Source organism: Vibrio sp. 1457 (genome assembly GCF_033340195.1).
Taxonomy (GTDB): domain Bacteria; phylum Pseudomonadota; class Gammaproteobacteria; order Enterobacterales; family Vibrionaceae; genus Vibrio; species Vibrio alginolyticus.
In genome coordinates, this window is sequence record NZ_JAWOWA010000019.1 from 1 (window position 1) to 21,534 (window position 21,534).

18 protein-coding genes are annotated in these 21,534 nt (G+C 45.7%); 11 read left to right on the forward strand and 7 right to left on the reverse strand.

What is annotated here, in order from left to right; genetic code table 11:
• Window positions 1–693 precede the first annotated feature (693 nt).
• The 3 genes from glpA to glpC are packed head-to-tail and all read left to right on the forward strand — an operon-like array spanning window position 694 to window position 4,909.
• On the forward strand, window positions 694–2,364 hold the full coding sequence (gene glpA / locus R7Z41_RS17635) for an anaerobic glycerol-3-phosphate dehydrogenase subunit A (protein ID WP_025594253.1): 1,671 nt from the start codon (window positions 694–696) through the stop codon (window positions 2,362–2,364).
• The gene (gene glpB / locus R7Z41_RS17640; RefSeq protein WP_014257458.1) at window positions 2,361–3,686 is read left to right on the forward strand and encodes a glycerol-3-phosphate dehydrogenase subunit GlpB; all 1,326 of its coding nucleotides are present in this window, start codon (window positions 2,361–2,363) and stop codon (window positions 3,684–3,686) included. Before glpA ends, glpB begins: the two co-directional genes overlap by 4 nt.
• The gene (glpC, locus tag R7Z41_RS17645; RefSeq protein WP_004726856.1) at window positions 3,683–4,909 is read left to right on the forward strand and encodes an anaerobic glycerol-3-phosphate dehydrogenase subunit GlpC; all 1,227 of its coding nucleotides are present in this window, start codon (window positions 3,683–3,685) and stop codon (window positions 4,907–4,909) included. Before glpB ends, glpC begins: the two co-directional genes overlap by 4 nt.
• A gap of 146 nt (window positions 4,910–5,055) precedes the next feature.
• On the opposite strand, the gene R7Z41_RS17650 is transcribed toward glpC, so the two are convergent.
• Window positions 5,056–5,529, reverse strand: coding sequence for a DUF4832 domain-containing protein (locus tag R7Z41_RS17650; protein ID WP_025594143.1), 474 nt, complete (start codon window positions 5,527–5,529; stop codon window positions 5,056–5,058).
• On the opposite strand from R7Z41_RS17650, the gene R7Z41_RS17655 reads away from it, so the two are divergent.
• Window positions 5,506–5,919, forward strand: coding sequence for a LysE/ArgO family amino acid transporter (locus R7Z41_RS17655; RefSeq protein WP_025594145.1), 414 nt, complete (start codon window positions 5,506–5,508; stop codon window positions 5,917–5,919). The two genes, R7Z41_RS17650 and R7Z41_RS17655, sit on opposite strands and share 24 nt — an antisense overlap.
• A gap of 192 nt (window positions 5,920–6,111) precedes the next feature.
• On the opposite strand, the gene R7Z41_RS17660 is transcribed toward R7Z41_RS17655, so the two are convergent.
• Window positions 6,112–6,498 carry a hypothetical protein gene (locus R7Z41_RS17660; RefSeq protein ID WP_065274216.1) on the reverse strand — a complete coding sequence of 129 codons (387 nt, stop codon included), beginning with the start codon at window positions 6,496–6,498 and terminating at the stop codon, window positions 6,112–6,114.
• 944 nt (window positions 6,499–7,442) lie between these two features.
• On the opposite strand from R7Z41_RS17660, the gene R7Z41_RS17665 reads away from it, so the two are divergent.
• Both R7Z41_RS17665 and R7Z41_RS17670 read left to right on the forward strand, forming a co-directional pair.
• The gene (locus tag R7Z41_RS17665) at window positions 7,443–7,691 is read left to right on the forward strand and encodes a hypothetical protein (protein ID WP_065274215.1); all 249 of its coding nucleotides are present in this window, start codon (window positions 7,443–7,445) and stop codon (window positions 7,689–7,691) included.
• Between the two features lie 693 nt (window positions 7,692–8,384).
• On the forward strand, window positions 8,385–8,870 hold the full coding sequence (locus R7Z41_RS17670) for a DUF6795 domain-containing protein (protein ID WP_047102125.1): 486 nt from the start codon (window positions 8,385–8,387) through the stop codon (window positions 8,868–8,870).
• Window positions 8,871–9,561: 691 nt separating this feature from the next.
• On the opposite strand, the gene R7Z41_RS17675 is transcribed toward R7Z41_RS17670, so the two are convergent.
• A complete protein-coding gene (locus tag R7Z41_RS17675) occupies window positions 9,562–10,125 on the reverse strand; it encodes a porin family protein (RefSeq protein WP_005383742.1) in 564 nt (187 codons plus the stop codon).
• A gap of 398 nt (window positions 10,126–10,523) precedes the next feature.
• Between R7Z41_RS17675 and R7Z41_RS17680 the strand changes: the two genes are divergently transcribed.
• The 4 genes from R7Z41_RS17680 to R7Z41_RS17695 all read left to right on the forward strand — a co-directional run bounded on the left by R7Z41_RS17680 (window position 10,524) and on the right by R7Z41_RS17695 (window position 15,401).
• Window positions 10,524–11,405, forward strand: a complete 882-nt coding sequence (locus R7Z41_RS17680) for a LysR family transcriptional regulator (protein ID WP_005381669.1) — start codon at window positions 10,524–10,526, stop codon at window positions 11,403–11,405.
• A gap of 120 nt (window positions 11,406–11,525) precedes the next feature.
• Window positions 11,526–13,061 (forward strand): bifunctional GNAT family N-acetyltransferase/carbon-nitrogen hydrolase family protein, encoded by a 1,536-nt coding sequence (locus tag R7Z41_RS17685; RefSeq protein ID WP_053350254.1) that lies wholly within the window; start codon window positions 11,526–11,528, stop codon window positions 13,059–13,061.
• A 204-nt stretch (window positions 13,062–13,265) separates the two neighbouring features.
• Window positions 13,266–13,853 (forward strand): DedA family protein, encoded by a 588-nt coding sequence (locus R7Z41_RS17690; RefSeq protein WP_005381671.1) that lies wholly within the window; start codon window positions 13,266–13,268, stop codon window positions 13,851–13,853.
• A 180-nt stretch (window positions 13,854–14,033) separates the two neighbouring features.
• A complete protein-coding gene (locus R7Z41_RS17695; protein ID WP_167415042.1) occupies window positions 14,034–15,401 on the forward strand; it encodes a Na+/H+ antiporter NhaC family protein in 1,368 nt (455 codons plus the stop codon).
• 82 nt (window positions 15,402–15,483) lie between these two features.
• Here R7Z41_RS17695 and R7Z41_RS17700 read toward each other — a convergent pair whose 3' ends face one another.
• The 4 genes from R7Z41_RS17700 to R7Z41_RS17715 all read right to left on the reverse strand — a co-directional run bounded on the left by R7Z41_RS17700 (window position 15,484) and on the right by R7Z41_RS17715 (window position 20,151).
• Window positions 15,484–16,323 (reverse strand): 3-keto-5-aminohexanoate cleavage protein, encoded by an 840-nt coding sequence (locus tag R7Z41_RS17700; protein ID WP_206970863.1) that lies wholly within the window; start codon window positions 16,321–16,323, stop codon window positions 15,484–15,486.
• Window positions 16,314–17,645 (reverse strand): aspartate aminotransferase family protein, encoded by a 1,332-nt coding sequence (locus R7Z41_RS17705; RefSeq protein WP_206970864.1) that lies wholly within the window; start codon window positions 17,643–17,645, stop codon window positions 16,314–16,316. Before R7Z41_RS17705 ends, R7Z41_RS17700 begins: the two co-directional genes overlap by 10 nt.
• Window positions 17,646–17,853: 208 nt before the next feature.
• Window positions 17,854–19,122, reverse strand: coding sequence for an O-acetylhomoserine aminocarboxypropyltransferase/cysteine synthase family protein (locus tag R7Z41_RS17710; RefSeq protein ID WP_005381677.1), 1,269 nt, complete (start codon window positions 19,120–19,122; stop codon window positions 17,854–17,856).
• 117 nt (window positions 19,123–19,239) lie between these two features.
• Complete coding sequence (locus tag R7Z41_RS17715; RefSeq protein ID WP_137281744.1) at window positions 19,240–20,151, reverse strand: LysR substrate-binding domain-containing protein; 912 nt, start codon at window positions 20,149–20,151, stop codon at window positions 19,240–19,242.
• Between the two features lie 106 nt (window positions 20,152–20,257).
• Here R7Z41_RS17715 and R7Z41_RS17720 point away from each other — a divergent pair, with 106 nt between their 5' ends.
• Complete coding sequence (locus tag R7Z41_RS17720) at window positions 20,258–21,514, forward strand: D-amino acid dehydrogenase (protein WP_171344843.1); 1,257 nt, start codon at window positions 20,258–20,260, stop codon at window positions 21,512–21,514.
• Window positions 21,515–21,534: the final 20 nt, after the last annotated feature.

Below are 21,534 nucleotides of genomic sequence, written 5' to 3' on the forward strand. Positions count from 1 at the left end.
CTCAAGTTGGTGAGACTTACGCTATGATCAAAGCGCTGAACAAGCTTACAGGGCTAGGTATGCCTGAAACTCAGTATGTTGTTTAAGAACTGAACAACATGGGGCTACCATGTCTTCTCATCGAATTAAGCAACAAAGCCTGTTGTTTTGTTCGAGTCATAAGTAAGAGTCCTGTTTATAGTTATGTACACAAACTTTGTGTGGGCAAATCTGACACAGAAGAGCACTCTCGAAAATCGAACAAGGAAATTTATGAGCGTTCGAGCACAAGTTTGTTAATGTCAAACTCGTTTTTTGTTAATTGGCGCATCATTTTGATCATTTCATCAGTAGGGTTAGTTTTTATCGCGCCATTTTCTAATCAAGAAAACCCTAATAAACTGAGCAATTGCTTATTAAACAAGGCATCATACGTTTTCATTTACCAACAACGTTCTTGACTCCGCTTGCACATCAGACCAGCTCGTTAGCGAATTTATTCCTGTTTTCATCGATTTACATGTAACAAATATGTGCCTAACCCTGTTAAATACCAGCAACATTGTTGGTTAATTTCTCCACACCCACACGAAACAATCACCAAAACTATCAATTTAACGCTCGTTCGCGCTTTTGTGAGCAATATATCGAACGTAAATGATAAAAAAAAACATACTAGTTGTAAGTTTATTAAAGTTGCATAAGGTAAAGGTCATGACGGCTTATCAACGAATGGAAACCGACGTTGTCATCATTGGCGGCGGCGCGACCGGCACAGGCATCATGCGAGACTGCGCATTGCGAGGCATCGCGTGCATTCTGTTAGAGAAAGATGACATCGCCTCCGGCACCACGGGTCGTAACCACGGCTTGCTGCACTCTGGTGCGCGCTATGCCGTCACTGATGCAGAATCGGCCAAAGAATGCATTCAAGAAAACCAAACGCTCAAACGCATCGCTCGCCATTGTGTGGAAGCGACTGACGGCCTATTCATTACCCTGCCTGAAGACGAACTCAGCTTTCAAGACACCTTTATTCAGGCTTGCGGCAATGCCGGTATCGAAGCGACCCGTTTAACGCCAAAAGAAGCACTCGCGCTCGAACCGAACGTGAACCCGGCGCTGATCGGTGCGGTGAAAGTGCCCGACGGCACGCTGGATCCGTTCCGTTTATGTGCCTCGAACGTCCTTGATGCCAAAGAGCACGGCGCGCGCATGTTCAACCGCACCATCGTCACCAGTTTGATTCGCCAAGGCGATACCATACTCGGTGTACGCTGTTTGCAATTGGGCACCAACCAACAGTTTGAAATCTTTGCCAAAGAAGTGATCAACGCCGCGGGCATTTGGGGACAACATATCTGCGAATATGCCGACCTCAACATCAAGATGTTCCCTGCCAAAGGCTCGCTGTTGATCCTCGATTACCGCATCAATAACTTGGTGATCAACCGTTGCCGTAAACCTTCCGATGCCGACATTCTGGTGCCCGGCGACACCATTTCACTTATCGGCACCACGTCCGAACACATTGATTACGACCAGATCGACAACTTGCACGTCACCGAACGTGACGTGGATGTGCTGTTGGCAGAAGGCGCGAAACTTGCGCCGATCATGGCCAATACGCGCGTACTGCGTGCCTACGCGGGGGTACGTCCTTTGGTTTCGGTAGATGACGATGGCAGTGGCCGGAATATCAGCCGCGGCATCGTTTTGCTCGATCACCAAGAGCGCGACGGCCTCAAAGGCCTCACCACCATTACCGGCGGCAAACTGATGACCTACCGCTTAATGGCGGAATGGGCGACCGACTTAGTGGCGAAGAAACTGGGCAACACTCAGGCGTGCGAAACCCACACGCGCCCACTGCCGGGGTCAAACGAAACGCCAAAAGCCATCAAGAAAACCGCCAGCATCGCCAAACCGGTGTATGAATCCGCCATTTATCGCCATGGTGAACGCGCCACGCAATTCTTGTCTGACGATGCCAAGAGCCAAGCGATTATTTGTGAATGTGAAATGGTCACTGCGGGCGAAATTGAATACGCGATTAAACAGCTCGACGTCAACAACTTGGTCGATCTGCGCCGCCGCACTCGCTTAGGCATGGGCCCTTGTCAGGGCGAACTGTGCATCTACCGTGCGGCCAGCCTGTTTTCCGAATATGGTCAGGTCGATGGCTGTCAATCGAGTGAATTGTTGGTCGATTTTCTAGAAGAGCGCTGGAAAGGCATCAAACCCATTTTCTGGGGTGATGCGCTGCGCGAAGCGGAATTCAGCTATTGGATTTACGAAGGATTACTCGGTGCCAGCGACCTGCCCCAGCCCGCTCAATCAGAACACCCTCAAGCAGAACAACAAAAACAGGAGGCGGAATTATGATGCATTATGATGTGGCCGTGATCGGCGGGGGCATTGCGGGTTATACCGCTGCAATTCGCAGCCTGCAAGCTGGCAAAAAAACCGTGCTCATCAATCAGGGTCAAAGCGCGTTACATTTCTCTTCCGGCTCCATTGATGTGCTGGCGAAATTACCAGATGGCAGCGCGGTCACCCACCCGTTTGATGCCCTCGACGCATTACAGCAACAAGCGCCGTCCCATCCGTACAACACGGTGGGTCGTAGCACGCTGCAAAAAGGGCTGGAATGGTTTCGTCAAACGCTCGCCACCGCGAACGTGCCGCTATCGCATCAAGATGATTTGGCCAATCACGGGCGCATCACGCCGCTTGGCACACTCAAAGCGACTTGGCTATCGCAGCCATTTGTTTACCAACACCGCCAAGAAGTTTCGTTTGAGCGTATTGTGGTGGTTTCGATCGATGGCTATCGCGATTTTCAGCCACAAATGCTGAAAGATAACCTTCACCAGCATCCCGATTTTCAAGGTGTGCCGATTCACACGGTCACCCTGTCGATTCCGGGGTTTGACGGATACCGCCGCAACCCAAATGAGCTGCGCTCAATCGACATTGCACGTTTGCTAAAACACGATGCCGCGTGGACCGCGCTATGCGATGGTTTGATGCGTGCAGCCAATCGCAACGACTTGGTGATCATGCCCGCGATCATGGGCAACGGCGATGGCCTAACGCTGCTAACGAAGCTACGCGACACCACGCAACTGCAATTTCACGAAGTGCCGACCATGCCACCATCGCTGCTGGGTATTCGCATTGAAGAGGCGCTCAGTCGCACCTTCCTGCTGCTGGGTGGCATTCACCTCAAAGGCGACAAAGTGGTCAACGGCACGTTTGACGGCGAGCGTCTGGTTAGCCTGCAAACGCAAAACCTGCGCGACATGGCCATCAGCGCCGACAACTACATCATGGCAACCGGCAGCTATTTCAGCCAAGGGTTGCATGCCGAGCAACACGCCATCCAAGAACCGATCTTTGGCTTGCAAGTGACGCATAAACCAGCACGCGTTGATTGGCGCAATCCGGCCTTCTTTGCCGACCGTTCACACCCTTTTATGGCATTCGGTGTCGAAACCAACGCGCAATTGAACCCACAGCGCAGCGGCGTCACCATTAAAAACTTGTACTGCTGCGGCTCCATGTTGTCGGGATACGATCCCGTGTTTGAAGGGTGCGGTGGCGGCGTCGCGATTGGCACCGCCTACCACGCCATCATGCAATGCCTAGAACCTCAATTGTCAGCGTCTCACCCTAACCCATTCGATCAGGAGGTGCTCGCATGAACGCGCCATTTTCAAAAGCTGCTCCTCTGAATACCAGCTTTGACCAATGTATTAAATGCACCGTCTGCACGGTGTACTGCCCCGTGGCAAAAGCCAACCCAGATTACCCAGGCCCGAAACAGTGCGGGCCGGATGGCGAGCGCCTGCGCATTAAAAACCCGGAATATTACGACGAAGCGCTTAAATACTGCACCAACTGCAAACGCTGCGAAACCGCGTGTCCTTCTGGGGTGAAAATCGGCGACATCATCGCCGTCGCGCGGGGTAAACATGGCAAGAAACCGCTCAATCCGAAACTGATGCGTGACTACGTGCTGAGCCACACCGACCTGTTCGGCTCACTGGCCACGCCATTTGCACCAGTGGTGAACTTCGCCACATCGATGCCATTGGTGAAAAAAATCATGCACAAAACCATCGGCGTGCATGACCACAAAGCGTTGCCGAAATACTCGCACGGCACGTTCCGTCGCTGGTTTAAACAAAATTGCACCAGCCAGCCGCTGTATCAGCGCCAAGTCACCTACTTTCATGGCTGCTACGTCAACTACAACCACCCACAATTGGGCAAAGATCTGGTGAAGGTGTTGAATGCGATGAATATTGGCGTGCGCTTGCTGAACAACGAGAAATGCTGCGGCGTGCCTTTGATTGCCAACGGTTTTCATGACAAAGCGCGTAAAAACGCATTGCTGAACGTGAAGAACATGGAAACTGCGGTCAATGAATATCACACCAAAGTGATTTCAACCTCCTCAACTTGCTCGTTCACGCTGCAACAGGAATACCCGCATGTGCTCGGCGTCGACAACAGCCAAGTGTCCAACGACATTGAATACGTCACGCGCTTCCTGCTGAAAGAGTTTATGAATGGCAATGCGCCGAAAATGAAACCGGTCAACCTCAAAGTGGTTTATCACACGCCTTGTCACTTGGAACGCAGTGGCAACGTGATGTTTACCATTGAGTTACTGCGCATGATTCCGGGCCTAGAACTGATTGTCCTCGATAGCGAATGCTGCGGTTTGGCGGGCACCTATGGCTTTAAAGAAGAGAACTATGACGTGTCGATGAAAATCGGCTCGCACCTGTTTGACTCGATCAAAGCCTCCGATGCAGATTTTGCGATCACCGACTGCGAAACCTGTAAATGGCAAATCGAAGAGAACACCGCGCTGGAAACCATTCACCCGGTCAGCTTGCTGGCGCAAGCACTGGCTTAGTCTTCCAACCCCAAAAAGGCGTCTTCAAAGAAAGTCGTTTCAACGCTCAACGTACAAAAAAGCGGGCATTGCCCGCTTTTCTTCTGTCACTTTCGCTTTTCGTTTGCTGCTGTCTATCGCACCACAGCATGGCGAAGGCTGTCGACCTAACGAATGGTCACGTCAGATAAGCGATACCAGCCCGACGCCTGCAACCCTTCATTGGCCAGATTCACTTCTGCCTCAGCATGGCGATCGACCAAAGCCAACTCAAGGTAGTAATGGCCGGTGGGGATCGTTTCAGGCAAAGTGAAACTGCTGGAGGTCGCGTGTTCACCCGGCAGCCAACGCATGACATCTGCGGTTGAGACGTTGAAAAACGCGGTTTCTTCGTCCTCATTCACCAATCGATACGCCAGATAATGGTGCTGATACGGTGGCGCGTTCCCTTCGTTCACAAGCAAGGCCTGAACCGTCATGGTCGCGCCCGGCGTCAATTCAGCAGGGTGCACCAGTGTGTCTACACGCAGACGATAGCCAATTTGAGCCAACGCATCGTCCAACAAATCACGATACTGAGTCGGCACCACGTGCGATTTCAGGTTCAATGTCGAAGCGTGCTGCGCAATCGCCCAATCCAAGCTTTCTGGTATGGCTACCAATCTGCAAAATCAGCTTGGAAAGGTTCAAGTCACCTAGAGTTGGAAAATTCGGACATTGCCCAGAGTTGGTTAAAAGTCGTTTTAATGGCGATGGCTATCACTTTTTTAAATCCACATGTATATCTGGATACGGTGGTGATACTCGGGGGCGTGACTGCTCAAATGGAACCTGATGAAAAACTATTGTTTGTTATAGGGGCACTGATCGCATCAGGGGGCTGGTTTTATGGATTAGTGTATTTGGCTAACAAGTTGATCCCACTTTTTAGTAAGCCAAGAACATGGCGAATTTTAGATTCTGCGATTTCATGCATCATGTGTGGTATTGCATTGAAGCTGGCAGCACCTTTGTTTAGCCAATACATATAGAGCGTCGCGATGAAGCTGCATTTCTATTAACTAAATTGCTCCTGTTAGATTGGACACTGAGTTTCCATACCAGAAGTTATTCGTCCTTTGCTAATTTAAGTAAATACTCTAAACCATTTCTGTCCAAAAGTTTGCTACAGCGCATGTGATTGTAGTTAAATGCGCTGGCTATGGAGTTCTGAGTAGGGTGATTTATTGCTTTTCAACGTAAATCGCTTGACCACTAACAGTTTGTTCAGATATTGGGATCAAGTACTGATAGTCGGTACCTTGTCCACCTAACATTACAGAGTTATTGCTACCTGTTGCTCCTAGTAAAACCCCATTTGCTCCAAGTTTTGCGGCCTGTTTTTTCAACTCCTCAATTGCATAGTCAATTGACCCTTGATTTGTTAAACCTGCATCACTTGAAGCATTAACTAAAGCAATTGTGTCATATGACTCTGGCGGTTCGATATAGAGGCGTACGTTTTCTGGGGCGATGGGTTCTCTCGCCTCTCCAACTAAAATTGAAGACCCTGAAGCACATCCTGTGAGTGCGAGGATGAACGCAAGTAAAAGTGATTTATAGATTCTCATTTTTAACTATTGATAAACGACTATTGAAGCGAACCATTATACAGTTTATGGTACAGTTTATGGTCAGAATCATGAGAAAAAGTAGCGATGGCCTCTTGCGTTGATAAGGATCACCTAATCGACTTAAACACGGAAAGGGGCATAAATTTGTTAGCTCGAATCGCACAGAGACACAACTGCGTCGTTCTTCGCATTACCTCTGACATGCAAAGTGGCATAGAGAAAGTGGCAAATTTTATTGTCTTCCGGCAATAAGAAACTAGTTCGTGATCTGTTTCGAGTGTACCGAATCGGTACAGTTGAATTAAATCAATAAGTTAAAGATAAATTTGAAGCTCATATTTACGGTTTAGTGATGAAAAAATTACACACTCAAAGCGGCCTTAGTTCAGAATTGGTGGGCAAGACACTTTCACCAGCAGCATAGGATTAAAGACCTAGATGAGTGTGTCCGATTTGGTACAGTTGAATTAAATCAAAAGCTTAATAGGAAAATTGCAGAGCTTGCCGAGGGACCACCGAAAAGAAAGGAAAGTGAACACTGCGAGAACGATCAGAAAAGTGAACACTGAGAGAATGTTCAGAAAGTACGGCCAAACCTAAAGACACCAAGGGATTAACACCGCTCAATAGCCAGCGAAAGAAGCCAAAAAGCGCGAAACAATCAAACTATTCGCGTTCTACGAGTTTAAGTGCCGTTATGCATGATGTTCAATCAAATAGAGGGCGCATTTAGCCGACACATCCACCAGCGGTTCGGGGAGCGCTTGCATTAGCAATTACATATATGCGCGCAACGGGGCGCAAGAGATCGCTAAAGATATTTTCAATAAATACTCTTAGGGCATATGGAGTAAAAGTTAAACTTGAAACTCCATAATACGTTATCGTTGACTTTCATTCCTCGGCTACAGGTAGGTTAATAAAATGGGGATGCGCCTTATATGGGATATGGTCTTATTGATGTTGGTCGTACAACGGCAAACACGGCAGTACTAGGTCTTTCAGACCTGAACAAGCAGGAACAGCAGCGTAAATCAACAAATAAACAACTAAAAGCGCAGTACAAAAACGGCATTGTTTCCGGCGCTGGTGCTGGTGCCGCTGTAGGGGCTTTGGCTTCTGGTCCTGCTGCACCAATTGGAGCAGCCGTTGGTGCCGTTATTGGCGGCCTAGCTGCTTCATTGTTTTAAGGGTTTAAATTGATGATGGATGTAATCGGTAGCTTTAACTGGCTTGGAAGTCAGGATGACTTTTCATTTTAGTATTACCCTAAGTATTACCACCATAAAACCCAAAAACTTAAACCAATAAATAACAACAAGTTAAGGGCACAACTCAGATGCCGCCAGCCCACCAAACGTTTGGAAAAGGCCACCTTCGGGTGGCCTTTTTTGTATCAACTAAAATAGTCTCTTTTTTCAAACATTCATGCTTTCTGAAATCTTACTACATAGATTACCGCATACCTTTGGCCCATGTAGGTTTACAAACTCGTTGAGTATTAATCAGTAAACAAGAAGTTCATAAGTACTAATCAAAAAGGCAGAGAGCATGGTACTAAAAGCCCTGCAACTTAAAAGTTTTCTGCTTACCTATCCTTTCTAAGAGATAACTAGATCTAAGTCTAAAGCCTATACTCATCTCCCTCGATGAATTGATTGATGCATTCATTGTTAGTCCCTACTCGCTTGTTTCATTACAGCTCTATCGATGTAATGACTACAAATAGTAGTTACAAAAAATAATGTAACTCTAATTACAAAATTAACCTTAGATATTGAATAGAAACACAACATATATAGATTTTTAAATTTCAAAATGAAAGTATTGTTGTGAAAAATTAAGTTGCTGGAATTATTACCGTCATATTAGTGAGCATTGTAATGAATTTTGAAGAAAGTAAATTGAATGACGAACACGTTAATCAATACACACCGAAAATCAATGGTGTGTTAACAAAGAAAGGAAAACCACTTAGTAGCCTGAAGGTTAGCCTTAGTATTGGTTTAAGCACCTCAGGGAAATCAATAGACTTATCAACATTCACAGACAGTACTGGTCGCTTTGAATTTTCTCCAGTCTATGAAAATAAAAACATCATAAGCACTCCTCTTATTGAGCACTATGTAACTATTGTTTTAGTCGCAGAACTCAGTAATGATGAAAGTACTATTATTTGGGAAGGAAGCTTTGATGGTTATAAAATAGAGGATTACGTAAAAAATAACATGGCTAACCTTTCTTGTGACACTGAGAACCCTCTTAAGTACTTTGCTTTTTCAATTGATGATGAAGAAAACGATGACTACTACGTGAACAGTCAATGTAACTTATTTGGTTATATAGACTCTGACTTGTATGGAAATTAAATAATGCACTCATGATGCAACTCCAGTTCCTATGTCTCCTCTTTGGCCATTTACTCACGGTGGTATTGAGTATCGGCTAGATGGAAGTTCTGGCATCTACTTCTGCGCTCATGGACTAGGAAAAAAATCTGTTCCGGGTTATGTCAATACCGCTACAAGTAATGAGTGGTCGGCACTACAACCCAAATCTCAAGCTTACCTAGAACGCAACGTATTTCTTGACTTCAACAATAGATATAATGCTCGGATGACTGATGGTTGGGTAAGTAAAATAGTCTCTTCAACTTTGACTTTACTAAGAATTTCAGGTCTGGGTCATATAATACAACAGATGCGACCGTAGGCCTTACTGCTTGGGATCAACTAGCTAAAGCTATGGCGTACATTTCAAAACTAAAAAACGAGTATACAGAACACGTCCGCGGTATTTTAGGTCACATGAATGTAATGTCAGGTAGCGCAGCGATCGACCTATCGAGTATTACTTATAGAGTGATAAAACTTTGTTTTTCGAGACTAGTAAGAAGGTTAGACAGTCATGTTAGAAATGCTCTAAATATAGTAGCGTGACAGTAAAAGACACTAACAATTATTCTAAAAACCGCTCTATTATCCTCAACTAGATTGAGTTCAGAAAAAGCGAAGCTATTTAGGCTTCGCTTTTTATTAGGGCTTAGAGTTGTTAACAATATTAAAATCTATATTCCACACCTAGTGATGCTTGGTTAAAGTCTGTTTCCGTGTTTGCACCGTTCGCGACATTCTCCGCATTGAGTTCTACGTCGTACCACATATATTCTGCGTTAACTAAGAAGTTATCAGTAACTTTAAAACCAACACCGGCACCAGCGAATACACCTTCATCATCTTTGTTGCCTTGGAAGCCCGCAACGTCGTAATCCGTCGAGTACCACATTTGACCGCCTTTTGCGTAAAGGTCGACACGATCAGCAATAGGGGCTGTAACTTTTAGTGCTGCGGTGTAACCGTCCGTTTCGGCATTTGCTAGGTTATTACCATAGCTACCGAAATCAATGTAACCACCTTCCAACGCTAAGTAAGGATTAAAACGGTAACCAACTAAACCTTGAATAACATCGCTGTCATCATCAAAGTCATCTTGTCCATCAACTTTTAAGTAACCGTAGTTGGCGCCAACATATACACCATGATCGTTGGAGTCCGCAGCATGTGATAAAGTACTAAACGTTGCTAAAGAAAAAAGGCTAATCAAAGTAACAACATTGCTTTTCATTTCGTTCTCCTAATATAAGTTCCATTGAAGGTTCGAATAGTAAAGAGCAAATGCAATGCCAACTTTAAATTAATGAAAAATATATTTAATTTTATAGAATACTGACAATCCTCTAAAGAACGCCGAACAAAAACAGAAAAAACGATCTGTCTGTTTACTTTATATAAACAATACTAAATTGAGGTTAATCGATGATGTGAAAAAGATTCTTGTTAATTTGTAGATTTTTCAAAGAAATTAAATAAACATCTAAAATACTCTTGTAGATTAATCAGTCAAAAAACGCTTAGCTAGTTTTTATAAGAAAGGAAGCTAATCACACATACGTTGCATCTTACTTTGCTTCAAGCCGTGAATACTCTACTCTTTGCCTAAGCAGAGTTTAATGGAACTGAAGTATGTTAAAAGGCAGTGAATACCCTTCTATTCGAGCATTAAGGACGTTTGTCGCGGTCTCTAATTACCTCAGTTTCTCTAAAGCAGCGGATGCCCTATGTATTACGCAAAGCGCAGTAAGCAAACAAATCGCATCGCTGGAGCAATTGGTGGGTTTACCTTTAATACAAAGAAGGGCGAGTGGTATTGAGTTAACCGAAGAAGGCAAGCGTTATCTGCCGCAAGTCACAGAAGCTTTGGAGCTTATTCAGCATGCAACTGCCAACTTAATCCAGTCAGATTCAAAGCAAGAATTACTCACCGTGGACGTAACCCCTTCTTTTGCCAGCCTTTGGTTGATACCTAATATTGATGACTTCCACCAGCAACATCCTAACATCCGAGTAAGAGTCTGTACCGGGGATGGGAACGTCAAAGATTCGAGCAACGAAAGTGACTTACATATTCGCTGCCTTCCATTATCCACACATTATGAATACAGCCACTTACTGTGCGAAGAAACATTGTTATTAGTCGGTTGCACAAATGCTCCTGCAATTGAGAGTGTGCACGCTGTTAGTAATTATCCGTTTATACCTCAAATCACTCGCCCTCAGCTATGGGAGCAATTTAAAACTGTCTACACTGTAGAATCTCCCGTTACCTATCAACCTGTAGGCGTCGAACATTTTTACCTAGCTTGCGAAGCTGTCAGAATGGGAAAAGGGCTCGCCTTGCTTCCTGATTTTATGGCGCAGTATTCGATTTTAAGAGGGGACATTCAGCATGTTCTCAACCTCTCTTTACAGAGCGGTTATGGTTATTACGTGATGATTCCAAATTATCGACTTTCAGCTAAAAAAGTAGTGGCATTTCACGAATGGCTGAAGAGCAAGCTAAGTTAATGTTGTTTCTTTAAACTCGTTTAGGTAAACCAAAACAACTCAAAGACTTCGGTATCTGTCTGCTCAAATTTATGGCATTCTCATCCATACTATTTAAAAAGGATAAATGGATAGTAGGATATGGACAGCAACACGCCAAGACTCTCTTTACGCACCATTGAGCCGACCGATTACCCAGAGCTCGCGGAATTAATGGACCTTGTTTTTCCTGATGTTGGTGGCTCATGGCCACGCCTGACCATCATGGATCTCATTCATCAGTTTCCTGATGGCCAAATCTGTATTGAAGATAACGGCAAAATAGTCGGTGCAGCATTAACCATTAAAGTGGACTACAACCGCTTTTCTCTTCCTCATCTATATACCGACATCATTACCGAAAACAACGTCATACAGAATCAAGTAACCGGTGATGCAATGTATGGTCTCGATGTATTTGTCCACCCGGACTATCGAGGGCTACGTTTAGGTCGACGTTTGTATGATGCGCGTAAAGAGCTTTGCCGTAGTAAGAACTTCAAAGCAATTTTAGCCGGTGGTCGCATTCCTAATTACCACCAATACGCAGATGAACTGAGCGTTGCAGAGTACATCGACAAAGTAAAACGCCGTGAGCTTCATGACCCTATTTTGTCTTTTCAGCTTGCTAACGACTTCGATGTAAAACGAATCATGCGCGGCTACTTACCAGAGGATAGCGCTTCTAAAGGTTACGCGACACTGCTGGAGTGGGATAACTTTTTCTACGAAGAGGATATTCAATCCGTACACGATGTAGAAAAAACACTGATTCGGATTGGTGTCGTCCAGTGGCAAATGCGCGCGATGAATGACCTGGAGGATTTGCTCGATCAGGCTGAGTTCTTCATCTCTTCTCTTGCGAACTATAAAGCCGATTTCGCCCTATTCCCTGAATTCTTTAACGCGCCGCTGATGGGATTGCAAAACGACCAAAATTCCGTCGAAGCAATTCGCTTTTTGGCTAGCTTTACAGAAGAGATCAAAAACCGCTTCTCGCAGATGGCCGTCACCTACAACATCAACATTATTGCAGGCAGTATGCCCGTCATCGAGGATGGCAAGTTGTATAATGTGGCCTACTTGCTGCAACGAGATGGTGAAATAAACGCTCAATATAAGATCCACATCACGCCCCATGAGCAAAAAGACTGGGTGATCGACGGTGGTGACAATGTTCAAGTGTTCGAAACCGATGCGGGCAAAGTCGGCATACTGATTTGTTATGACAGCGAATTCCCTGAATTGGGAAGAATGCTCGCCGAGCAAGGCGCACAAATTGTGTTCGTTCCTTTCTGGACAGACACAAAAAATGGCTACCAACGAGTACGAATCTGTTCCCAATCACGAGCCATCGAAAACGAATGCTACGTTGCAATTGGGGGCAGTGTCGGCAACTTACCTCGTGTTGATAATGTCGATATCCAGTACGCACAATCTGCCGTATTCTCACCGTCGGATATCTATTTCCCACACGATGCGACCTTAACAGAAGCAAGCGCCAACACCGAAATGATAATCTTCGCTGATGTTGATTTGACTAAGTTGAAACAGCTTAATACCGAAGGCTCTGTCACCAACTTACGTCATCGCCGCCTTGATTTGTATGGCGCATTCACCAAAGCCAAAGAGTCATAAGGATCTCCCTAGTTCGCCGCTACCAAAGAGCGTGGCGGCGAGTAAAGCCAGCTGCAGGTTGATTCTGCGCAATTATCAGAGGCATGTCAGTTTTTCTCAACGGTGAGAAACAAGAATTGACCCAATAGGACATTCGGAGTATCACTCCAACTTCGTTCCGCTTTTATTAGGGGAAAGCTTTTGGAACATATTAACGAACTTCTCGTGTCAATGAAGCCTTTGCTTGAGCAATACGGCTACGTTGCGCTGATTGTCAGTATATTTCTAGAAGGGATAGGTATCCCGATGCCTGGTCAATCACTGATGATCGCGGCATCTTTGCTCTCGTCAGAACAAGTCATGAACCTAAGTATGGTAATGATGGTATCGTGGCTGAGCTGCTTTTTGGGTAATACCTGTGGTTACCTAATCGGCTATTACTTTGAAGGCTGGTTGGATAAAAAAGGCTACATTTCCGGCCCGAAGATGCAAACGCTTCAATTGACTATCCAGAAATACGGCCCTACGTGCTTGGTCGTCAGCCGCTTTATTGAAGGAATGAAGCAATTTATGCCTCTTGCATGCGGTATCGCGAAAATGCCACGTAGAGAGTTTTTGCTCGGTAACGCCCTCGCGGCGACGGTTTGGGTATTGGTATTCAGCTTGTTAACTCACTTTGCATTTGAGCATTTAAGCGTGTTGAGCAACCTGTACACCGAATACAAATATCTGGTATGGGCATTTGCTGCTGTCTTATTTACGTGGATGGTTTTAGGTATTGTTAAACGCAAAAAAGCCAAATCAATGCAATAACGACAGTCTCTTCATTAGCGCATAACTAAAGCTCGTGGTATCAGTGAGATACGCAACACGAGCTTTTATCTTTTTCTTTACGTGTAAAATTTAAACAGCCATTTAGACGTCTAGACGTTGACAATGTATAAATGTGATATTAGTCTGCTCTTCTCTCTTATCATTAACATTGTCGTTTACATGTCCGGTTCCCAACAAACTACTAAAACAGTTGCACCGTCTGCGGTCGCACTGATCCCATTAATTGTATTTCTTGCGCTATTTATTGGCGTAGGCACTTACTTATCTTTGCAAGGCGTGGAATTTGCCTTCTACCAGCTGCCTGCACCCATCGCGGTATTACCAGCCATCATCATTGCGTTTCTTTTAAGTAAAGAGAAACTTAACCGCTCAATCGAACACTTCATGCGTGGTGTTGGCCACCCAGACATCATCGCAATGTGTATGATCTATCTGCTTGCAGGTGCCTTTGCTGCGGTAGCAAAAGCCTCTGGCGGTGTTGATGCAACAGTAAACCTTGGTTTATCCGCTATTCCAACCACCATGATTTTACCGGGCATTTTTCTGATTTCTGCTTTTATCGCAACAGCAATGGGCACTTCGATGGGTACCATCGCAGCCGTTGCCCCCGTAGCGTTGGGTATTGCTGAATCAGCAGGAATGAGCTTACCGTTAACCGCAGGCGTTGTGCTGAGCGGCGCTATGTTTGGTGATAACCTTTCTATCATCTCTGACACCACCATCGCGGCGACACGCTCTCAAGGTTGTGAGATGAAAGACAAGTTTAAAGAGAACATTCGTATTGCTTTACCTGCGGCGTTGATCGCGATTGCAGTGTTCGCTTTCAACAGTACAGCGACTCAAGTGCCTGCAACTGGCGATATTGAGTGGCTAAAAGTCTTGCCGTACATCACTATTTTGATCCTAGCGGTATCTGGTGTGAATGTGTTTGTGGTTCTGTCGATTGGCATTCTTTTGGCTGGCGGCGTGAGCTTGGCATCGATTGACAATTACGGACTGACTAATCTAGCCCAAGACGTTTACAAAGGCTTTGGTAACATGCAGGAGATCTTCTTGTTATCCATGCTGATTGGTGGTTTGAGTGAACTGATGCGTCGCCAAGGTGGTCTTGCTTTTCTAACAAATTTCGTTAGTAGCCTTATCCACGCGTTTGGCTCTAGTCACTCTAAGCATGCGAACAGTCGTGCAAGCGAGCTAGGTATTGCAGGTTTGGTTTCAATGGTCAATGGCTGTACGGCAAACAACACCGTAGCCATCATTGTATCGGGCAGCGTTGCTCGCCAACTGGCGGAAGAGAATAATGTCTCTCCTCGCCGCTCAGCAAGCTTATTAGACATTTTCTCATGCGTGGTACAAGGCGTGTTGCCTTACGGTGCTCAAGTACTGCTGCTAGGTTCCGTGTTCAACCTCTCGCCACTTGAAGTAGTTGCCAATTCTTACTACTGTTTTGCATTAGCGATAGCGGCTGTTGTCGCGGTGTTTATCAAACATCCCGCTCGTCAACCTGTAGCGCAAACTGAGAACTAACGACAAATACCGAAAAGGCTCCGATGGAGCCTTTTTACTTTCCTTTCTTCTTTTTTTCTTTTTTTCTTTTCCGCGAGCAGATTTACTTCAAAGCTGAACGCAAACTTTGCGCACTGTGTAAAGGAATAGCAAAGCGATGCGCCACATCGCGTAGAGCTTCCACCTGAGCCGCGTTACTGATTGCTAATTCGCCTGCCACATCGACGTGGTTATTCTCAAACCCCACTCTCACATCGAATCCAAGTAACATCGCACTCGCTAAACAGTCTTGCTCTCGCGCGCCAAAAGCACAAATGGCACATCGAATTTCTTCCTCGACAAAACGCGCCAAATTCAAACCTCGTAAATCCCATGGCGAAGACTGTTGAGTTTGGTGATAACGCCCTAACACCACTAATGCATGCTGATACGTTTTAGGTAACACGCCCGCATCGCGTAGTTGGAAATAACGTTCAATGTCGGTTGTATCGTAGAGAATAATTTGGCTCACGATGCTGTTCTCTGCCAACCAATGGAAAAAGACATGCCCTTCTTTCTCACTTGCGCGATCGGGGATTAACTCCCTCAATGCGAAAGAAGCCGCTTCAGGTTTCACAGCTTTGACTAACGCCCTCTGTTGTGGCGGAGAATATAAACCCACAGCTTCTGTGGTGAGCTGAACCATCATGGTTTCTCCCACCGCTTCTTTCACGGCATGGTAAATTGCCATGTTGTCGTCGATGTCTAATGAATGACATCCGTTGGCGTCTCTAGCATGCAAATGGATCATGGCAGCCCCTGCCGTTTGACAAGCGATAGCCTCTGCAACCAGTTCGTCTTTTGTCATAGGTAAGTTGGCGTGATCGTGCTTAGTTTTTCTAGCACCGTTTGGGGCCACGATAATGGCGATAGGTTCTCGCAAATATTGGTTTGCTACTTCCATGTCTCCGCCACCTCTTTTAACGTTAATGAGAGTTTACCGACTAGTTCATCAATATGATGAGACTGAATAATGAATGGCGGTGCGAGCAAAATATGGTGCCCATTAACGCCATCAATCGTTCCGCCCATTGGGTAGCACATTAAGCCATTTTCCATTGCTCGCTGTTTGATGCGTTTGTCTGCCAATGTGGCTTTACTCAGAGGCGCCTTGCTTTCTTTATCCGCCACCAGCTCAATGCCAAAAAACAAGCCTTTACCACGAATGTCGCCAATGTACGGTAAATGGGCCAATGCAGAAGTAAGCTCATTACGCAGCAAAGCACTTTGCTGATTCACCGCCGTTAATAAATCATCTTGGAAGATGGTTTCAATTGTTGCCACGGCAGCAGCGCACGCCACAGGGTGCGCCATAAAGGTATGACCGTGTTGGAAAAAACCGCTTCCATCAGCAATAGCTTGATAGACTCGATCATTCGCAACCACCGCGCCAATAGGTTGATAACCCGCACCAAGCCCTTTAGCCATACACACCAGATCGGGTTCTGCCTCTTCTTGCTCAAACGCAAAAAAACTGCCACTGCGTCCAACGCCACACATGACTTCATCCAAGATCAATAACACATCGTATTGGTCGCATATTTCGCGAATACGCTTGAAGTAACCTTGTGTGGCAGGCACAGCTCCAGCGGTGGCTCCCACAATGGGCTCAGCGACAAAAGCCATGACATTATCAGCCCCCAACTCAAGAATTTTTGCCTCTAGCTCATTCGCCGCTCGCAATGAGTAATCCAATTCCGACTCATGACTCTGCTGATAATGATAAGCATAGCAAGGGGCGATATGATGGCTCGGGTGTAAGATGGGTTTGAACGGTTCACGTCGCCATTCATTACCTCCGACAGCCAGAGCCCCCAAGGTATTACCGTGATAACTTTGCTGACGCGCGATGAATTGCTTTTTCTCTGGCTTACCTGATTCCACGAAATACTGCCGCGCCATTTTTAGTGCCGACTCCACCGCTTCTGATCCGCCACTGACTAAATACACATGGTTGAACTGCTCAGGCATATGCTGACAAATCAATTCCGCTAGTCGCTCACTGCTGTCACTAGTAAAAAATCCAGTATGAGCAAACGGCACTCGCTCGAGCTGTTCCAACATAGCTTTTTTAACGGCTTGATGACTGTGGCCAAGGTTTGATACCGCAGCGCCGCCACAAGCATCGAGATACTGTTTCCCTTGTTTATCGAATAGATAAACACCTTCACCTTTATCGATGATTGGCAACGTGGCATGGCAATGACGGTGAAATACGTAAGACATTTGAGTCCCTTCCAATGTGTAAGATTTGCACACATCATCAGGAACAACCCCAAATGCGACAAGGGAATAAATTTCACCCACCATGAGCTTTTGGAATACCACAACCCAAAAACACTAAAACCCTTGATATTTAAACAATAAAATAAAAATAGGCCAGCTTTTTTAAAGGCTGGCCTATGGGTAACCCAAAGCTAAAAACAGAATCGTTTTACGCGTTTAGTGCCTGTTCTAAATCGGCTAGAATATCGTCAATATGTTCAATACCCACCGATAAACGAATCATCTCTGGAGACACACCAGCTTGTTTTTGTTCTGCTTCGCTCAATTGACGATGAGTCGTCGATGCAGGATGGCAAGCCAATGATTTTGCATCGCCAATGTTCACCAAACGCTTAAAGATTTTCAAAGCATCATAAAAACGCACACCAGCGTCATAACCATCTTTTAAACCAAACGACAAAATCGCAGAAGGCTTACCTTTCATGTATTTTTCGGCGAGATGGAAGTGTTCAGAACTTGGCAATCCGGCATAACTTACCCAACTGACTTTGTCATTCTGTTCCAAGAATTCAGCCACTTTGAGTGTGTTCTCGGTATGGCGCTCCATACGCAGCGGTAACGTTTCTAACCCTTGCATAAGCATAAATGCATTCATCGGTGATAATGCTGCTCCGGTATTACGCAGTGGTACGGTACGCGCACGCCCGATAAATGCCGCCTCACCAAACGCTTCGGTATACACCACGCCGTGGTAAGAAGGTTCTGGTTGGTTGAAAACAGGAAAGCGGTCTTTGTGCTGTGCCCAAGGGAATTTACCGGAATCCACAATCACGCCACCTAATGTGGTGCCATGCCCACCAACGTATTTAGTGAGAGAGTGAACTACGATATCCGCACCAAATTCGATGGGTTTGCAAAGCACTGGCGTCGCAACGGTGTTATCCACAATCACAGGTACGCCTTGTGCATGAGCAAGCTCCGCCACACGTTCTAAATCGATGATATTACCCGCAGGGTTACCAATGCTCTCGCAGTACACCGCTTTGGTATTTTCATCAATTAATTCGGCCAAACTTTCTGGCTTGTCATCTTTAGCAAACTTCACCTGAATACCTTGATTTGGGAGCATGTGCGCAAACAAGGTATAAGTACCGCCATAAAGTTGCGGCGTAGAAACGATGTTATCGCCCGCTTGCGCTAACGTCAGAATCGCATAGTTAATCGCTGCACTCCCCGCACTCACGACCAATCCAGCAATGCCGCCTTCTAACGCTGCCATGCGTTTTTCCAGCACGTCATTAGTCGGATTCATGATGCGAGTGTAGATATTCCCCGGCACTTCCAAGTTAAACAGATCAGCACCATGCTGCGCGTTATCAAACTCGTACGCGACCGTTTGATAAATCGGTGTCGCGACAGATTTGGTGGTCGGGTCAGTTTCGTAACCAAAATGGATAGATAGCGTTTCGTCTTTCATGTTCTTCCCTGTCTTTCATCACTCAAATAGCGGCAAGAAAAGCACTTACCTTGCTTAAAACTTATATTGCCCAATTTTTCAACAAATAACGTAGGGATGAATCACAGAGATAAAACGCTAATTCAACTGTCCAAGTAACCAGTGACGAAACGTTTCTGTCGCATTCGTACGTGTGTTCATGATCAAGTAATACCCTGCATTGGCAGGAATCGGTTTGAATGGAGAAACCAAACGCTCTGTCGTCAATTCATCCTCAATCAGTGCCATTCGTGCCATCGCAATCCCAACGCCTGCTTCGGCTGCAGACATCGCCATATCCGTTCGATTAAAAAAGTGTCCGATATCGGTTTTAAAATCCAACCCCATCGCTGACGCCCAATATAGCCACTCATAGTCACGCGTCGCTTTTTCCCATGGCATCGCATCGTGTAGTAGCGTCGCCTCTTGCCATTGCTTCACTGGCATTGAGTTTTTTTGCTCACCAAACAACGTTTTTAGCCAGCCATGATCCTCAAGGTATTTTGGACTCATCACCGGTAGCAGATGCTCATCCAAAATCAGCTCCGCGTTAGCATTTCTATAAGGATGAAGACCATAGTCAATTGCGACGTCATAGTCTTTTATCTCACTATTTACCAGCGCACCTTCCGCAAAGATTTGTACTTGGATATCCGGATTATCGTGATGGAAGCTTTCGAGCTTTGGGACTAACCATTTGAAAGCAAAAGAAGGCGTCAACTTCAAACGAATTTCATTGGTTTGCTTTTCTACTTTGAGCTCATCAAGCAATTTGCTCAGTTCCGAAAAGTGAAACTGCGTCGCTTGGTGTAACTGAGTGCCTTTTACGGTTAAACGAATACCGCGAGAGTGGCGTTCAAATAAAGTAAAACCTAATAACGCTTCCAAATGAATAATTTGTTGGCTTATGGCACCAGTGGTGAGGTGTAAATGTCTTGCGGCACCAGTAAAGCTGCTGTACTCCGCGACTTGGCTAAATAGGCACAAACCACTTATCAGATTACTTTTCATCCTTGAGCCTATAGTTTTTCTAAACACAGTGTGTAATTTATATCGATTGTTAACAAAAGGTAAAGAAAAGAAACTGAGCACTCTGATAAATGTGTGGAGTGCATCAATGGAAGTCATCGTATTAGGCAGCGGCGTTATCGGCTTAACCTCTGCTTGGTATTTATCTCAAGCAGGCTATCAAGTTACCGTCATTGACCGCCAAGCAAGCAGTGCCATGGAAACGAGCTTCGCCAATGCCGGGCAGATCTCATATGGCTATTCTTCGCCTTGGGCTGCGCCTGGTGTTCCTGTTAAAGCCATTAAGTGGTTAATGGAGGAGCATGCTCCACTTAAAATCAAACCCACTCTGAATGCCGACATGATCCGCTGGGCGAGTAAAATGGTCGCGAACTGCACCCTACCTCGCTATCAAGTTAACAAGGCTCGCATGCTTTCGATCGCTAACCACAGCCGTATTTGCTTAGAACAGTTACGCCAAGAACACGCCATTGAGTATCAAGGACGTCAGTTTGGGACCTTGCAAGTATTCCGAACACATCAACAGCTGCAAGCCATTGAAAAGGACATGCAGCTCCTTGAACAAAGCGGAACCCGATTTAAGCTAATGGACGTCGAACAATGTATTGAACAAGAGCCAGGGCTTGCACTTGTGAAAGACAAACTGGTTGGTGGCTTGCATCTACCTGATGACGAAACGGGCGATTGCCATCAATTTTGCCAACAACTAACGGAGCTTGCTAAGGCACACGATGTCCGATTTGAGTTCGATACTGAAGTAAGCAATTGGGTTACAGTAGGCAAAAAGATCATAGGTGTCCAAACGAACCGAGGACAATTTAAAGCAGACCAATATGTAGTGGCCTCTGGCAGCTACTCTACAGCGCTACTCAAGCAACTCGATATTGATATTCCGGTCTACCCTGTCAAAGGCTATTCACTCACCATCCCGATGGAAGATGAACACTTCTCTCCTCGATCTACTGTGATGGATGAAACCTATAAAGTCGCTATGACTCGATTTGATGACAGAATTCGCGTAGCTGGCACCGCAGAATTAGCAGGGTTTGATGCTTCCCTTCCACAAAAGCGCAAAAACACCATCGAAATGGTCATCCGTGATCTTTTTCCTCGTTGTGGTGACTTCAGCCAAGCTGAGTTTTGGAGCGGCTTTAGGCCAATGACGCCTGATGGCACACCAATTATCGGCGCGACTAAATACGATAACCTTTTTACTAACACCGGACACGGAACTCTGGGCTGGACGATGGCTTGTGGTTCAGGTCAATTGCTAGCAAGCGTAATGAAAGGCGAAAAAGCAAAAGTGATGGATAATGCGGAGCTTAACCTTTGTCGTTACGCCTGAGGACATGACTGAACAAAAAA

Bases quoted from the DNA above. Each gene is read 5' to 3' on its own strand.
- glpA (WP_025594253.1), top strand. From the start codon at position 694: ATGACGGCTTATCAACGAATGGAAACCGACGTTGTCATCATTGGCGGC.
- glpB (WP_014257458.1), top strand. From the start codon at position 2,361: ATGATGCATTATGATGTGGCCGTGATCGGCGGGGGCATTGCGGGTTAT.
- glpC (WP_004726856.1), top strand. From the start codon at position 3,683: ATGAACGCGCCATTTTCAAAAGCTGCTCCTCTGAATACCAGCTTTGAC.
- R7Z41_RS17660 (WP_065274216.1), bottom strand. From the start codon at position 6,498: ATGAGAATCTATAAATCACTTTTACTTGCGTTCATCCTCGCACTCACA.
- R7Z41_RS17665 (WP_065274215.1), top strand. From the start codon at position 7,443: ATGGGATATGGTCTTATTGATGTTGGTCGTACAACGGCAAACACGGCA.
- R7Z41_RS17670 (WP_047102125.1), top strand. From the start codon at position 8,385: ATGAATTTTGAAGAAAGTAAATTGAATGACGAACACGTTAATCAATAC.
- R7Z41_RS17675 (WP_005383742.1), bottom strand. From the start codon at position 10,125: ATGAAAAGCAATGTTGTTACTTTGATTAGCCTTTTTTCTTTAGCAACG.
- R7Z41_RS17680 (WP_005381669.1), top strand. From the start codon at position 10,524: ATGTTAAAAGGCAGTGAATACCCTTCTATTCGAGCATTAAGGACGTTT.
- R7Z41_RS17685 (WP_053350254.1), top strand. From the start codon at position 11,526: ATGGACAGCAACACGCCAAGACTCTCTTTACGCACCATTGAGCCGACC.
- R7Z41_RS17695 (WP_167415042.1), top strand. From the start codon at position 14,034: ATGTCCGGTTCCCAACAAACTACTAAAACAGTTGCACCGTCTGCGGTC.
- R7Z41_RS17700 (WP_206970863.1), bottom strand. From the start codon at position 16,323: ATGGAAGTAGCAAACCAATATTTGCGAGAACCTATCGCCATTATCGTG.
- R7Z41_RS17705 (WP_206970864.1), bottom strand. From the start codon at position 17,645: ATGTCTTACGTATTTCACCGTCATTGCCATGCCACGTTGCCAATCATC.
- R7Z41_RS17710 (WP_005381677.1), bottom strand. From the start codon at position 19,122: ATGAAAGACGAAACGCTATCTATCCATTTTGGTTACGAAACTGACCCG.
- R7Z41_RS17715 (WP_137281744.1), bottom strand. From the start codon at position 20,151: ATGAAAAGTAATCTGATAAGTGGTTTGTGCCTATTTAGCCAAGTCGCG.
- R7Z41_RS17720 (WP_171344843.1), top strand. From the start codon at position 20,258: ATGGAAGTCATCGTATTAGGCAGCGGCGTTATCGGCTTAACCTCTGCT.